14 protein-coding genes (1 of these 14 cut by a window edge) are annotated in these 14386 nt (G+C 61.7%); 5 read left to right on the forward strand and 9 right to left on the reverse strand.

Annotated elements, in window-relative coordinates; all coding sequences use genetic code 11:
- The 4 genes in view from IU367_RS21775 to IU367_RS21790 are tightly spaced (each overlapping or abutting the next) and all read right to left on the reverse strand, a layout consistent with a single transcriptional unit that may run on beyond the window.
- Positions 1-109, reverse strand: partial view of an ExbD/TolR family protein gene (locus IU367_RS21775; protein WP_005321875.1) — the 5' portion only. Its footprint begins 293 nt before the window's first position; 109 of the gene's 402 nt are visible here — the first part of the coding sequence; it begins with the start codon at positions 107-109; the stop codon falls past the left edge of the window.
- Entirely contained in the window at positions 106-636 is a 531-nt protein-coding gene (locus IU367_RS21780; protein ID WP_241280384.1) for a MotA/TolQ/ExbB proton channel family protein, read from the reverse strand. Before IU367_RS21780 ends, IU367_RS21775 begins: the two co-directional genes overlap by 4 nt.
- A complete protein-coding gene (locus tag IU367_RS21785) occupies positions 633-1940 on the reverse strand; it encodes a MotA/TolQ/ExbB proton channel family protein (RefSeq protein WP_274453086.1) in 1308 nt (435 codons plus the stop codon). Before IU367_RS21785 ends, IU367_RS21780 begins: the two co-directional genes overlap by 4 nt.
- The gene (locus IU367_RS21790; protein ID WP_274453087.1) at positions 1937-2698 is read right to left on the reverse strand and encodes a DUF3450 domain-containing protein; all 762 of its coding nucleotides are present in this window, start codon (positions 2696-2698) and stop codon (positions 1937-1939) included. The genes IU367_RS21785 and IU367_RS21790 overlap by 4 nt, the downstream gene beginning before the upstream one ends.
- Positions 2699-2907: 209 nt before the next feature.
- Here IU367_RS21790 and IU367_RS21795 point away from each other — a divergent pair, with 209 nt between their 5' ends.
- The gene (locus IU367_RS21795; protein ID WP_042873460.1) at positions 2908-3684 is read left to right on the forward strand and encodes a helix-turn-helix transcriptional regulator; all 777 of its coding nucleotides are present in this window, start codon (positions 2908-2910) and stop codon (positions 3682-3684) included.
- Between the two features lie 62 nt (positions 3685-3746).
- Here IU367_RS21795 and glmS read toward each other — a convergent pair whose 3' ends face one another.
- Complete coding sequence (gene glmS / locus IU367_RS21800; RefSeq protein WP_043557310.1) at positions 3747-5579, reverse strand: glutamine--fructose-6-phosphate transaminase (isomerizing); 1833 nt, start codon at positions 5577-5579, stop codon at positions 3747-3749.
- A 61-nt stretch (positions 5580-5640) separates the two neighbouring features.
- Positions 5641-6414, reverse strand: coding sequence for a DeoR/GlpR family DNA-binding transcription regulator (locus IU367_RS21805; RefSeq protein ID WP_041218325.1), 774 nt, complete (start codon positions 6412-6414; stop codon positions 5641-5643).
- 123 nt (positions 6415-6537) lie between these two features.
- On the opposite strand from IU367_RS21805, the gene blrA reads away from it, so the two are divergent.
- The 4 genes from blrA to creD all read left to right on the forward strand — a co-directional run bounded on the left by blrA (position 6538) and on the right by creD (position 11020).
- Positions 6538-7212 carry a beta-lactam response regulator transcription factor BlrA gene (gene blrA, locus IU367_RS21810; RefSeq protein WP_274453088.1) on the forward strand — a complete coding sequence of 225 codons (675 nt, stop codon included), beginning with the start codon at positions 6538-6540 and terminating at the stop codon, positions 7210-7212.
- Between the two features lie 34 nt (positions 7213-7246).
- Positions 7247-8668 (forward strand): beta-lactam sensor histidine kinase BlrB, encoded by a 1422-nt coding sequence (gene blrB, locus IU367_RS21815; protein WP_274453089.1) that lies wholly within the window; start codon positions 7247-7249, stop codon positions 8666-8668.
- 77 nt (positions 8669-8745) lie between these two features.
- On the forward strand, positions 8746-9540 hold the full coding sequence (gene blaOXA, locus IU367_RS21820; protein WP_043557314.1) for a class D beta-lactamase: 795 nt from the start codon (positions 8746-8748) through the stop codon (positions 9538-9540).
- 118 nt (positions 9541-9658) lie between these two features.
- The gene (gene creD, locus IU367_RS21825) at positions 9659-11020 is read left to right on the forward strand and encodes a cell envelope integrity protein CreD (protein WP_274453090.1); all 1362 of its coding nucleotides are present in this window, start codon (positions 9659-9661) and stop codon (positions 11018-11020) included.
- 50 nt (positions 11021-11070) lie between these two features.
- Here the strand turns inward: creD and glmU are convergent, their stop codons facing one another.
- The 3 genes from glmU to atpD form a co-directional block, all read right to left on the reverse strand.
- Positions 11071-12432, reverse strand: coding sequence for a bifunctional UDP-N-acetylglucosamine diphosphorylase/glucosamine-1-phosphate N-acetyltransferase GlmU (gene glmU / locus IU367_RS21830; RefSeq protein ID WP_098981246.1), 1362 nt, complete (start codon positions 12430-12432; stop codon positions 11071-11073).
- A 94-nt stretch (positions 12433-12526) separates the two neighbouring features.
- Entirely contained in the window at positions 12527-12955 is a 429-nt protein-coding gene (locus IU367_RS21835) for a F0F1 ATP synthase subunit epsilon (protein WP_043135298.1), read from the reverse strand.
- Between the two features lie 18 nt (positions 12956-12973).
- The gene (gene atpD, locus IU367_RS21840; protein ID WP_042037168.1) at positions 12974-14362 is read right to left on the reverse strand and encodes a F0F1 ATP synthase subunit beta; all 1389 of its coding nucleotides are present in this window, start codon (positions 14360-14362) and stop codon (positions 12974-12976) included.
- Positions 14363-14386: the final 24 nt, after the last annotated feature.

Genomic DNA, 14386 nt, shown 5'->3' on the forward strand with positions numbered 1-14386 from the left:
CGAAGGAGGTGGTGACAATAAAGAAGATCAGCATGATGAACACGATATCCAGCATGGGGGTCATGTCGATCTGCACTTCGTCACGCTGGCGTTTGGATTGCCGTCTCATTGCATTACCTTCTCTTCTCGCAGGCCGTCCCGGGTCTTGGCCAGCGCACGCCTGGCCTGGCTCTCGAGCCGGCTGAGTAACAAGACGCCGGAGAGGGCCACCACCATGCCTGCCATGGTGGGTATGGTGGCGCGGGAGATACCGCCAGCCATGCTCTCCGGGTTAAAGCGGTTGGCCGCGGCCAACGCATCGAATACGCCTATCATGCCGGTCACTGTGCCCAGCAACCCCAGCATGGGGCAGAGCACCACCAGGGTGCGGATGAAGATGAGATGACGGTTGAGCTCAAGCTCGGCCTGGGCCAGCCAGCGGCTGCGAATGGCCCTGGCATGCCAGCTGTGGCGCTCGCTGCGCCCCTGCCAGCGACTCAGCAGCTGTTGCTGCAAGGGGCCAAAGCCCAGATTGAGGTAGAGCAGCCGCTCGATCATCAAAATCCACATCAGCACCAGCAGGGCCAGAATGACCCAGAGCACGGGGCCGCCACGGCCCATGAAACTCTGCAACTGTTGCCAGATGTCGAGCATCATGCCGCTCGCTCCATCCCGCCGTTATTGCTCTCGGCGCGCTCGGCCAGGATGCCGGCGACTTGCTGCTCCAGCACATTGGAGAGCTCGGTGAAGCGGGACTGCAGCAGGCTGTGAGCCAGGATCAGCGGAATGGCCGCCACCAGACCCTGTACCGTGGTGATCAGCGCCATCGAGATGCCGCCGGCCATGATCTTGGGATCACCGGTACCGAACTGGGTGATGGCCTGGAAGGTGCCGATCATGCCGGTCACGGTGCCGAGCAGACCCAGCATGGGGGCTATGGCCGCGATCACCTTGACCATGCCGATGCCACGCTCCATGCGGGGCGTCTCCTGCAGGATCGCCTCGTCCAGCCTCAGTTCGAGGGTCTCCATGCTCAGCTCGGGATGCTGCTCCGCCACCGTCAGCACCCGGCCGAGGGCATTGTCGGCGTGATATTCGCCGCTCTTGAGCTGACGACGCACCCGGCCCAGTTCACGGGAAAGGCTCCACAGCCGCGCGGCGGCAATGCCCAGACCTATGGCGGCCAGTAGCACTATGATGGCGCCAACCTGACCACCCTGCTGGACTTGCTGCCAGAAGGTGGGGGCCTGCGCCAGCATCTCCAGCAGGGTACCGTGGGAGGGATCCAGCGGCAGCGCTTCCCCCTCCTGACCCTGATAGGCCGCAACGTCGGAGAGCACGCTGCCGGGCAGACCCAGCACAGGGCTCAAGCCTTCGGCAGTGGGTTGCAGGAAGCCTTCACCACCCAGCAGGGCAAAGCTGCCGACCCGGGTCAGCGCCTGCTCGCTGGCAGCCCCCTGGGCATCGAGCACCTTGCCGTCGAACCGGGCAATCCGGCCAGACTCGCGGATCTCTTGCAGCAGAGTCGCGGGCAACAGGGCGAGAGCGGCGCGATCCGGCACCTGCTTCTCCTGCGCCATAGCCTTGAGCGGGGCGAGGCGCTCGGGATACTGGCCCTCGACCGCGGACTCGGCCAGCAGCTTGACCGCGTCGCTTGCCCCCTGACGGGTGACCGCGAAGATCTCGTTCATGTCGCCGGAGGCTTGCTCCCACTGGGCGTTGAGCTCCACCAGCTGCTTCTCGTTGCCGGCAAACTCGGCCGCCAACTGCTTGCTGAGGCTCTGGGCCGCGGCCAGTTTGGCACGAGCACCGTTCAGCGCCTTGGAGACGGAGGCCAGATCCTGCTGCGCCTGCTGTTCACGGGCTTGCTCCTGCTGCTGCCAGGCTTCATCGGCAACGGCGGCAGTGGTGCCCAGAGAGAGGGCAATGGCGAGGGGGAACCACTTCATGGTGACGCTCATGACTGGGCCTCCTGACCACGGCTGACGGAAAGGGGGACATTCAACAACTGGGGGACCTTCTTGTCGGCAGCCATCTCCAGCGCCTCGGCGATGGGAGAGAGCCACTGGCTGTCGAGGGCCTGCCACTGCTTGCTCTGCGCAGACCAGCGCCACGCCTGGGAGCGATCGGCGGTCATCGCCAGCAGGGAGACCCGGCCCACTGCCAGCACATCGACCCGGCGCGGTGCGCCGTCCAGCGCCAGCTCGGCGGAATAGCTATCCAGCCGGCTGCCGTATTCGGCTTCGATCTGATAGGCCTGCAGCAGCTGACGGAATTTCTCCGCCTCGCTCACGTCCGCTCGGGCCAGGGTCGCTTTCAACTGTTCAACCCGCGCCAGCCGATCTTCCCTGCGCAGCGGGATGTCATTTTGTACCAGTTGCTCCAGGTCGGCCTGCATCTGCAGCATCAGCGGGATCAGGCCCTGCCGGGTCTCCTGTACCGCTTCCAGCTGTTGGCTCAGCTTGCCCAGCTCATTTTTCTGATCGGCCACCAGAGACTGCATGTAGCGGTTGTAGGCTTCCAGATCGCGCAGTTGCAGCTGGGCATTTTGCAGCTCCAGTCGTGCGGCTACGGCGGCATCGGCGGCTTTTTCCACCCGCTGCTGGGAGGCTTTCCCGGCAGCTATGCTGTTCTTGAGGGCGGGAGCAACCAGCTCATCCCCGATGGCAGCAAAGTGGACTGACAATGGCAACAAGGCCAAACCCCAAAACTTATTCATGATATAAATCTTAACAATGATAACTATTCTCATTGTCTCAAAGAGTGGGGTCAGTGGCAATCAGATGATTTTCTTGGCCTTCGGCCGAAAAAACAGGATAATTTTTAAGCAAGCACGGGAGTCACTGGCGTTGGTAGTCACAACACCAAATTAATAAATAAAAAATATCTTTTCGATCAATGTGATAGAGATCGAAAAAGGAGATGTACATGTTTAACGATGCGATCTGGGAACACATCGATCGGTTCACCAAGGCCAAGAAGACCAGCGATATCCAGCAGCAACTGGAGCGCTTCAGTCATCAGATGGGCTTTGATTACTTCCGTCTGCTGATTATTTTCCCCATCAGCATGCAGAAATCCCACGTGGCGTTGTTCAACAACTGCCCCACCAGCTGGTTCGATGCCTACACGGAGCGGCACTACCTGACCCAGGATCCTGTGGTCTTTCTGGGCCTGAAGCAGACCCAGCCCATCTTCTGGAACAAGCTCGACTGCGACTCTCCCTGGCTGCCCAGCGCCAGCCGGGAGGTGATGAATCTGGCCGCCGACTTCGGGGTGAGGAACGGTGTCTCCTTCCCGCTGCACACCCCGCAGGGGGAACACGGCATCCTCTCCTTCATCAGCAAGGAGAAATCCAACTCTGATCTGATGTTTGAAAACGTTCCCCTGCTGTCGTTCTGCGCCAGCTACATCTTCAACTCGGCGCTGCAGCTGATAAAGAGCAGACCGGATCTGATGAAGTACCTGACCGAGCTGTCGGACCGGGAGAAGGAGTGTCTGTTCTGGGCCAGCGAGGGCAAGACCTCCTGGGAGATAGCCACCATACTCGGCATCAGCGAGCGGACCGTTAACTTCCACCTCAATCAGGTCACCAACAAGACCGACTCGAAGAACCGCAACCAGGCGATCGCCAAGAGCATCTCCAGCGGCATCATAGTGCCCTCGCTGGACGACGTGACCATCACCAACCTGCGGCTGTCATAGCGCCCCTACCAGACAAACAAAAAGAGCCGCAATGCGGCTCTTTTTTCATTTCTGACAACGGCTTATTCCACGGTCACGGATTTCGCCAGGTTGCGCGGCTGATCCACGTCCGTGCCCTTGATGAGGGCGACGTGGTAGGAGAGCAGCTGCAACGGCACAGTGTAGACGATGGGGGCTATCATCTCTTCCACATGGTTCAGGCTCATCACCCGCATGGTCTCGTCGCTCTTGAAGCCGGCATCCGCATCGGCGAACACATAGAGGATACCGCCACGGGCACGCACCTCTTCCACGTTGGACTTGAGCTTCTCCAGCAGATCGTTGTTCGGCGCCACCACTATGATGGGCATCTCGGCATCGATCAGCGCCAGCGGGCCGTGCTTCAGCTCACCGGCGGCATAGGCCTCGGCGTGGATGTAGGAGATCTCCTTGAGCTTGAGCGCCCCCTCCATGGCGATGGGGTACTGGCTGCCACGGCCGAGGAACAGGCTGTGGTGCTTGTCGGCGAACTCTTCGGCCAGGGCTTCTATGTCCTTGGCCAGCGCCAGGCTCTCCTTGATGCGCAGCGGCAGGGCTTGCAGCGCCTTGACCAGCTCGGCCTCGGCGGCGGCGCTCAGGTTGCCACGGCAGTGACCGACAGAGGCCACCAGCATCAGCAGGCCGGCCAGCTGGGTGGTGAACGCCTTGGTGGAGGCCACCCCGATTTCTGCCCCCGCGCGGGTCATAAAGGCCAGATCCGATTCGCGCACCAGGGAGGAGCCGGGTACGTTGCAGATGGCCAGCGAACTCATGTAGCCGGACTGCTTGGCCAGCCGCAGGGCGGCCAGGGTATCGGCGGTTTCGCCGCTCTGGGACAGGGTCACCAGCAGGCTGTTGGGGCGCACGACCGACTTGCGATAGCGGAACTCGGAGGCGATCTCCACGTCGCAGGAGACGCCGGCTATCTCTTCGAACCAGTAGCGAGCCACCATGCCCGAGTTGTAGGAGGTGCCGCAGGCGACGATCTGGACGTGCTCGACCTTGTCGAAGATGGCGCGGGCGCCGTTGCCGAACGACTCGACCACAACGTGATCCGTGCCCAGACGGCCTTCCAGGGTGTTGGTGATGGCCTTGGGCTGCTCGTAGATCTCTTTGAGCATGTAGTGACGGTATTCGCCCTTGTCACCGGCATCGTGGGAGAGCTCGGATTCCAGCTCTTCGCGCACCACGGCGTCGCCATGGGTATCGAAGATGTGCACGTCGCGGCGGGTCACCTCGGCCACGTCACCCTCTTCCAGGAAGATGAAGCGACGGGTCACCGGCAGCAGCGCCATCTGGTCGGAGGCAATGAAGTTCTCGCCTATGCCGCGGCCGATCACCAGCGGGGAACCTGAGCGGGCCACGACTACACGGCTGTCGTCACGGCTGTCCATCACCACGGTACCGTAGGCGCCGCGCAGCTGCTTCACCGCCACCTGCATGGCTACCAGCAGACTGGGGGCGGATTTCAGCTCGTGGTGCACCAGGTGAGCGATCACCTCTGTGTCTGTGTCTGAACTGAACACATAGCCCAGCCCTTGCAGCTCGGCCCGCAGCTCTTCATGGTTCTCTATGATGCCGTTGTGCACCACCACTATGTGCTCGGAGACGTGGGGGTGGGCATTGCGCTCGGACGGCTCGCCATGGGTAGCCCAGCGGGTATGGGCGATACCGGTTCCACCGTGGACGGACTGCTCCTCCAGCGCCTTGGCCAGCTCGGCCACCTTGCCCAGACGGCGAACCCGCTGCAGCGGCTGGCTGGCGCTGAACACGGCCACACCGGCGGAGTCATAGCCACGGTATTCCAGACGGCGCAGGCCTTCTACCAGGATTTCAGCCACATCACGTTGGGCGACGGCCCCGACGATGCCACACATACACTTCTCCTCGATTGAATTCAGAAATAGGTTTGGATAACGGGATATTTGATTGGCGATATCAGCCGGCCACGGGGGCGCAGATCAGCGTGATCCCCCGGGCTTGAATCTGTTCTCTGGCCGAGCTGGCCAGCCCTTCGTCGGTCACCAGGGTCTGGATGTTCGCCCAGGGCAGCTCGAGGTTGGGGATCTTGCGGCCTATCTTCTCCGACTCGACCATGACTATGACCTCCCGCGACACCTCGGCCATGACCCGGGACAGGCCCACCAGCTCGTTGAAGGTGGTGGTGCCCCGCTCAGGGTCTATGCCATCGGCGCCGATGAACAGCTGGTCGAAGTCATAGGAGCGCAGCACCTGCTCCGCCACCTGACCCTGGAAGGATTCGGAGTGGGGATCCCAGGTGCCGCCGGTCATCAGCAGGGTGGGTTCGTTCTCCAGCTCGCGCAGGGCGCCAGCCACGTTGAGGGAGTTGGTCATGACGATGAGACCGCGCTTGTTGCCCAGCATGGGGATCATGGCGCTGGTGGTGCTGCCGCTGTCGATGATGACGCGATTGTGATCGCGGATCCGTTCGGCGGCGGCACGGGCTATGGCCAGCTTTCGTTTCGAAACTTGCTCGGGATTGCTGTCCACCACCATCTCGCTGGGCAGGGGCACGGCACCACCGTAACGACGCAACAGCAGGCCACCGGTTTCCAGCACGGCCAGATCTTTGCGGATGGTCACTTCGGAGGTGGAGAAGTGCTTGGCCAGGGTATCGACGCTCACTTCCCCCTGCTCCTGCACCAGGCTCACTATGGTGTGACGGCGCTGCTGGGTATTACGTTTGGTCATCTTTAAGTTTCGATTCGAAAGAATGTCGAAATGTTAGCGCCTTTTTTGGAAAAATAAAACAGCAAATAGGATCCGATTTGGTTCGATGCCAGAATGGGACAACGGATTTACGACGAGGACGCCATGCAAAAACGAGTCATCTGGCTGGTGGAAGATGAGGCCAGCATAGCCGACACCCTGATCTATGCGCTGCAAACCGACGGCTTCGAGGTGGAGTGGTTTCCCCTCGGCCAGCCGCTGCTGGCGCGACTGGAACAGACGCGACCGGATTTTCTGATCCTGGATGTGGGGCTGCCGGACATCAGCGGCTTCGAGCTGTGCAAGCAGGTGCGGGCCTGCTGCGACACTCCGCTGATGTTTCTCACCGCCCGCAGCGAGGAGATAGACAGGCTGATCGGGCTGGAAATAGGGGCCGACGACTATGTGGCCAAGCCCTTCTCGCCGCGGGAGGTGTGCGCCAGGGTGCGGGTCATTCTGCGCCGCAGCCAGCCAGCCACGCCCCCACCGAGCCAATTGCTGGCCCTGGATGAGGAGCGGGCCCGCATCAGCTTCCACGGTCAGCCACTGGCACTCACCCGTTACGAATACCTGCTGCTCAAGACCCTGATGCAGGCGCCGGGCCGGGTCTACTCCCGCCAGCAGCTGATGGATCTGGTGTGGAGCGGGGCGGAGGAGAGCCTGGATCGCACCGTCGACACCCACATCAAGACCATCCGCGCCAAGCTGCGGGAGCGCGACCCGGACGCCAACCTGATCCTGACCCATCGTGGGCTGGGCTACAGCCTGGAGCTGGCATGAACATGCTGCTGCCGTGCAGCGGCCGGGAGCCGACATGAGAATTGGACTGCAACTGCTGTGCGGACTGGTGCTGATCTTCGCACTGGCCGCCTGGTTCGTGCTGGAGATCTTCGTCGAGGAGATAAAACCCGGGGTGCGCAGCGCCACCGAAGATACCCTGGTCGACATGGCCCAGATGCTGGCGCCGCTGGCACTGGACGATCTGCAGGAAGGCAAGATGGCGGATGGCAGGCTGGCCAGCGCCTTCGCCCGCCTCAACCAGAGTCCCATCAACGCCCTGATCGATGGCCACCTCAAGCAGCAGGCGGAGTACCGCATCTATGTGGTCGACCGCTGGGGCAAGGTGGTCTACGACTCGGACGGGGTGGATCTGGGCAAGGACTACTCGCGCTGGAACGATGTCTATCGCACCCTGCGCGGCGAATACGGGGCCCGCAGCACCCGCAGCGACCCCGACGATCCCGCCAGTTCAGTGATGCACGTGGCCGCGCCGTTGCGGGAGGGGGACGACATCCTGGGATCCCTCACGGTCGCCAAGCCCAACCGCACTTTGCTGCCCATGATAGAGCGCAGCGAACACCAGCTGTTGCAGGGGGCGGCCCTGCTGCTGTTCATCTCGCTGCTGATCGGCGCCCTGCTGGTGTGGTGGCTCAACCGCGCCATCGGCAAGCTGGTGCACTACGCCGATGCGGTCAGCCACAACCAGCCGGCCAGCCTGCCGCGCCTCTACAGCCCCGAGCTGGATCGGCTCGGCCGATCTCTGGAGACCATGCGTCGCCAGCTGGACGGCAAGGCCTATATCGAAGCCTATGTGCACAGCCTGACCCACGAGCTGAAGAGCCCGCTGGCCGCCATTCGCGGGGCAGGGGAGCTGCTGGCGGAAGCGCCGCCGCTGGACGTCGCAAAGCGCTTTATCGGCAATATCAATCTGGAGACGGCCCGCATGCAGCAGCTGATAGAACGCATGCTGCAACTGGCCAAACTGGAGTCGGGGCAGGGGCTGGACAGACAGGCCATAGCCCCCGCCACACTGGGCAGGCGGGCGCTCGATGCCCGCCAGATCCTGGCCCAGCGCCGCCAGGTAACGCTGGTGGCCGAACTCGGCGAGGCCCAGAAACAGAAGTGGGACTCGCTGCTGGTGGAGCAGGCCCTCGGCAACCTGCTGGACAACGCCCTCGACTTCTCGCCCGCCGGCAGCACGGTCAGATTGACCGGCGAGATGAGCGCAGACGGTTACTGTTTCCGGGTGCGGGATCAGGGGCCCGGCATTCCGGACTATGCCCTGCCACGCATCTTCGAGCGTTTCTACTCCCTGCCCAGGCCCGACAAGGGCAAGAGCAGCGGCCTGGGGCTCAGCTTTGCCACCGAGGTGGCCCGCCAGCACGGCGGCCACCTGAGCCTCGGCAATCAGCCCGATGGCGGAGTGCTGGCCGAGCTCTGGCTGCCCACCGGCTGACACTTCACACTGGCCACATAAAGCGGCGTTATGCTGCCGCCTCCCGGCCCTCAGCCCCATTTGTCCAAGGAGACCCCATGTCCCGCATTCTGTTACCCGGCCTGCTCGCCGCAGGCCTGCTATTCTCGCTGCCGGCCAGCGCCGCCTCCGGCTGCATGCTGTTTGCCGATGGTAGCGGCAAGCCCATCAGCAGCCAGGGGGATTGCTCAAGCCAGCTGCCTCCCGCCTCCACCTTCAAGATCCCGCTGGCACTGATGGGGTATGACAGCGGTTTCCTGGTGGATGAAAAGCTGCCGGCCCTGCCATTCAAACCCGGCGACGATGACTGGCTGCCCGCCTGGCGCGAGACCACAACCCCGAGCCGCTGGCTCACCTACTCTGTGGTCTGGTACTCCCAGCGCCTCACCGAGTGGCTGGGGATGGAGCGCTTCCAGCAGTACGTCGATCGCTTCGACTACGGCAACCGGGATCTCTCTGGCAACCCCGGCAAGCACGACGGTCTGACCCAGGCCTGGCTCAGCTCCAGCCTCGCCATCAGCCCGCAGGAGCAGGCCCGCTTCCTCGGCAAGCTGGTGAGCGGCAAGCTGCCTGTCTCCGCCCAGACCCTGCAGCACACGGCCAATATCCTGCGTCAGCCCGACATCGACGGCTGGCAGATCCACGGCAAGACCGGCATGGGCTACCCCAAGCTGCTGGATGGCAGCCTCAACCGGGATCAGCAGATCGGCTGGTTCGTCGGCTGGGCCAGCAAGCCGGGCAAGCAGCTCATCTTCGTCCACACTGTCGTGCAAAAGCCCGGCAAGCAATTCGCCTCGATCAAGGCGAAGGAAGAGGTGTTTGCCGCCCTGCCCGAACAGCTGAAGAAGCTGTGATGCCAAGACCGGCGCAAGGCGCCGGTTTTTTTATCGCCCTTCACCCCCACTTCACACGGCCCCATCGCCTCTTCACCCGAGCCAGACACACTTGTTCCCGTCAACAAGGAGACGTGTCATGGTCAAACAGATATTCAGCCACAAAATCTTTCTGCTGCTGTTGCTCAGCCTGCTGCTGATGGTGCCGGTGCAATCCATCATGGAGCTGAACCGGGAGCGTCAGGCCTATCGCAGTCAGGCCATTCACAGCATCATGGCCAGCAGCAGCGGTCCGCAGCGGCTGCTGGGGCCCGTCGTGGTGCAGCCTTACACCCGCACAGTCACTGTGGAGCAGGATGGCAAGCGCTTCGAGCGCAAGCTGCAGCTCTACCGCTACCTGCTGCCGGAGCAGCTGGATGTGCGGGCCAGCATGGAGGTCACCCCCCGCAAGCTCGGCATCTATCAGGCTCAGGTCTATCACACCCGGCTCTCCCTCTCGGGGCGCCTGCCCACCGGGCTGAACGGCAAGGCCCTGATAAGCGGCGAACCAGACCTGACCGTCGATGGCGCCGATCCGGCGCTGGTGGCGGGTACTCCCTATCTGAGCCTGGTGCTGTCCGATGCCCGCGGCATCAACAGCGTGCCGGAACTGCAGCTGGGTGAGCAGCGCATCCCGTTCACCCCCGGCGCCCTGCTGGGTGACGGTCTGGCCGGCATCCATGCGCCGCTCAATGCCCTGCCGGGTGAGGGAGACGCCTTTCATATCGAGCTGGATCTGCAGGGAATGAATGAGCTGGAAGTGGTGCCCCTCGGCCAGGACAGCAAGCTGCAGCTGAGCGGCAACTGGCCTCATCCCAACTTCATCGGTGACTTTCTGCCGGGCAGCCGCACCCTCACAGCCCGGGGATTCGACGCCAGCTGGCAGAGCAGCTGGTTCGCCACCGACATGGAGACCCGTTTCAACCGCATGATGAAGGGCGCCGGCGGCGATCTGCCCGCCTTCAGCGTCAGCCTGGTACAACCGGTGGATCACTACCAGCTGAACGAGCGGGCGGCCAAGTATGCCCTGCTGTTCATCGGCCTCACCTTCCTCAGCTTCTTCATGTTCGAACTGCTCAGGGGATTGCGGGTACACCCGATCCAGTACGCCCTGGTGGGCATGGGGCTGGCCATCTTCTATCTGGTGCTGCTGGCGCTGACCGAGCACCTCGGCTTTGGCTGGGCCTACCTGATTGCCAGCCTGGCCAGCGTTGCCCTCAACGGTTTCTATCTCAGCCATGTGCTGGGCGGCCCCAGACAGGGGCTCGGCTTCGCGGCCCTGCTCGGGCTGGTCTACGCCATCCTGTTCGGCCTGCTGCAAGCACAGGAGACAGCCCTGCTGCTCGGCGCCCTGCTGCTGTTCGCCATACTGGCGCTGATCATGGTGCTGACCCGCAAGCTGGACTGGTATCGGGTGATGGGTAGTGTCCCGACGCTCCCCGCCACCGAGCAGGAGAGCTAAAAACAAAACCGGCGCCATCAGGCGCCGGTTTGCATTTCATTGATCGGGCATCACTTCTTCTTGACCGGACGAGCCCAATTGCGGATGTGGCGCTGGGGCACCCGGGTAATCACGAGTTCATGCTCACCCACATCCTTGGTAATAGTAGAGCCCGCACCCAGGGTTGCTCCCTTGCCGATGCGAACTGGCGCTACTAATTGAGTATCGGAACCGACGAACACATCGTCCTCGATGATGGTCTGGAACTTGTTGACCCCGTCGTAGTTGCAAGTGATGGTACCGGCCCCTATGTTCACCTTGGCACCGATCTCTGCATCCCCCAGATAGGTGAGATGACCACACTTGGAACCAACCCCGAGACGGGATTTCTTCATCTCGACGAAGTTGCCAACGTGCGCATCCTGCTCCAGAACGGAGCCGGGACGCAAGCGGGCAAATGGACCGACCGAACACTGATCCGCGACCTGGGCGCCCTCGATGACGGAGTAGGGCTTCACCTCGGTGTGGTCACCGATCACGCAATCCTTCAGCACGCAGCCGGCGCCGATGCGCACGTGGTTGCCGAGCGTTACCTTGCCCTCAATGATGACATTTACATCAATAACCACTTCCTCGCCAATTTCCAAAACTCCCCGTAAATCAAAGCGTGCGGGGTCGATCATGGTGACGCCGGCGATCATCAGCTGCTCGGCCTGCATTTGCTGATAACTGCGCTCCAACTGAGCCAGTTGAACCCGATTATTGGCCCCTTCCACTTCCATGGCGTGGTCCGGATGCACGGCGGCGATGGGGCAATTATCCCCGTGCGCCATGGCAATCACATCCGTCAGATAGAACTCGCCCTGGGCATTCTTGTTGTCCAGACGTGACAGCCATTGACGCAACTGGCCACCGTTGGCCACCAGCACGCCTGTGTTGACCTCGCGAATGGCGAGCTGCTCGGCGTTGGCATCCTTCTGCTCGACGATGCCGACCACCTGGCCGTTGGCGCGCACTATGCGGCCATAACCGGTCGGGTTGTCCAGCACCACTGTCAGCAGCGCCATGCCGTCGTCGGCCTTGGCCGCCAGCAGCCGCTGCAGGGTTTCCGGCTGGATCAGCGGGGTGTCGCCGTACAACACCAGCACGTCATCCTCATCTTTCCAGAACGGGATGGCCTGGGCGACGGCATGACCGGTACCCAGTTGCTGCGCCTGCAGTACCCAGTTCAGATCGGCGGCCTGGATCCGCTCCTTCAGCAGCTCGGCACCGTGGCCATAGACCAGATGCAGTTGCTCGGCACCGACCTTGCGGGCGGTGTCGATCACATGGGAAACCATGGGTTTATTGGCTACCGGGTGCAGTACTTTGGGCAGGGCTGAGCGCATGCGGGTGCCTTTACCCGCCGCCAGGATCACGACATTGAGGGACATAACTCGACCTTTGGAACATGAATAAATACTCGGCGGAGTCTATCCAACGAGTAAAAAAAAAGCGACCCGAAGGTCGCTTTTTGCATCACCGAACTTAACGGTAATTCTTTTTGACGATATCGATAACCCGCAGTTGGGCCATCGCCTTGGCCAGCTCGGTAGCGGCCTGGGCATAGTCGATATCACCATGGGAGCTGTGGATCCGCTCTTCGGCCGCACGTTTGGCTTCCTGGGCTTTCGCCTCATCCAAATCGTTGGCACGAATCGCGGTATCCGCCAGCACGGTCACGGCTTCGGGTTGCACTTCCAGCATGCCGCCGGAAATATACAGCACCTCTTCGCTACCATTTTGCTTGATCAAGCGGACCAGGCCCGGCTTGATGGCAGTCAGCAACGGAGCATGACCGTGACGGAGACCCAGCTCACCTTCGGAGCCTGATACCTGAGCAGATTGCACCCGACCGGAAAAAAGTTTCCCTTCGGCGCTCACCACATCCAGGTGAAAGGAGATCATCTCAGCCATGGGCCCTCCTATCGAGGCTTACAGTTTCTTGGATTTCTCGACGACTTCGTCGATGCTGCCAACCATGTAAAACGCCTGCTCAGGCAGATCGTCGTACTCGCCTTTCAGGATGCCCTGGAAACCACGGATGGTCTCTTTCAGCGGCACGTATTTGCCCGGAGAACCGGTAAACACTTCTGCCACGAAGAACGGCTGGGACAGGAAACGCTCGATCTTACGGGCACGGGCTACGGTCAGTTTGTCTTCTTCTGACAGTTCATCCATACCCAGGATGGCGATGATGTCCTTCAGCTCTTTGTAGCGCTGCAGTACTGTCTGAACGCCACGAGCGGTCTCGTAGTGCTCCTTGCCTACCACCAGCGGATCCAGCTGACGAGAGGTGGAGTCCAGCGGGTCAACGGCCGGGTAGATACCCAGAGCCGCGATCTGACGGGACAGAACGACGGTGGCGTCCAGGTGGGCGAAGGTGGTCGCCGGAGACGGGTCGGTCAAGTCATCCGCAGGCACGTAAACGGCCTGGACTGAGGTGATGGAACCGGTCCGGGTGGAGGTGATGCGTTCTTGCAGAACACCCATCTCCTCGGCCAGGGTCGGCTGGTAACCTACTGCGGACGGCATACGGCCCAGCAGTGCGGATACCTCGGTGCCCGCGAGCGTGTAACGGTAGATGTTGTCCACGAAGAACAGCACGTCACGACCTTCGTCACGGAACTTCTCGGCCATGGTCAGGCCGGTCAGCGCCACGCGCAGACGGTTTCCGGGCGGCTCGTTCATCTGACCGTAAACCAGAGATACTTTGTCCAGTACGTTGGACTCCATCATCTCGTGGTAGAAGTCGTTACCCTCACGGGTACGCTCACCTACACCGGCGAACACGGAATAACCGCTGTGCTCGATGGCGATGTTACGGATCAGCTCCATCATGTTGACGGTCTTGCCTACACCGGCACCACCGAACAGACCGACTTTACCACCCTTGGCGAACGGGCATACCAGGTCGATAACCTTGATGCCGGTCTCCAGCAGGTCGTTGCTGTTGGACTGATCTTCGTAGCTGGGAGCCGCGCGGTGGATGGACCAACGCTCTTCTTCACCGATCGGACCTTTTTCGTCGATCGGATCGCCCAGTACGTTCATGATCCGACCCAGAGTCGATACACCGACCGGCACCTGGATGGATTTACCGCTATTCATTACTTCCAACCCACGACGCAGACCGTCGGAGGAGCCCATGGTGATGCAACGAACGACGCCGCCGCCGATCTGTTGCTGCACTTCCAGCACCAGACCCAGGCCTTGACCTTCGCTGACGACCTTCAGTGCATCGTACACCTGGGGCACGGCATTCTGCGGGAACTCGATGTCCACCACAGCGCCGATGATTTGGACGATGAAACCGTTACTCATGTCAAATCCTCTAAACCTTTGATA

Origin of the sequence: Aeromonas bestiarum, assembly GCF_028751155.1 — a bacterium.
Taxonomy (GTDB): Bacteria; Pseudomonadota; Gammaproteobacteria; order Enterobacterales; family Aeromonadaceae; genus Aeromonas; species Aeromonas bestiarum.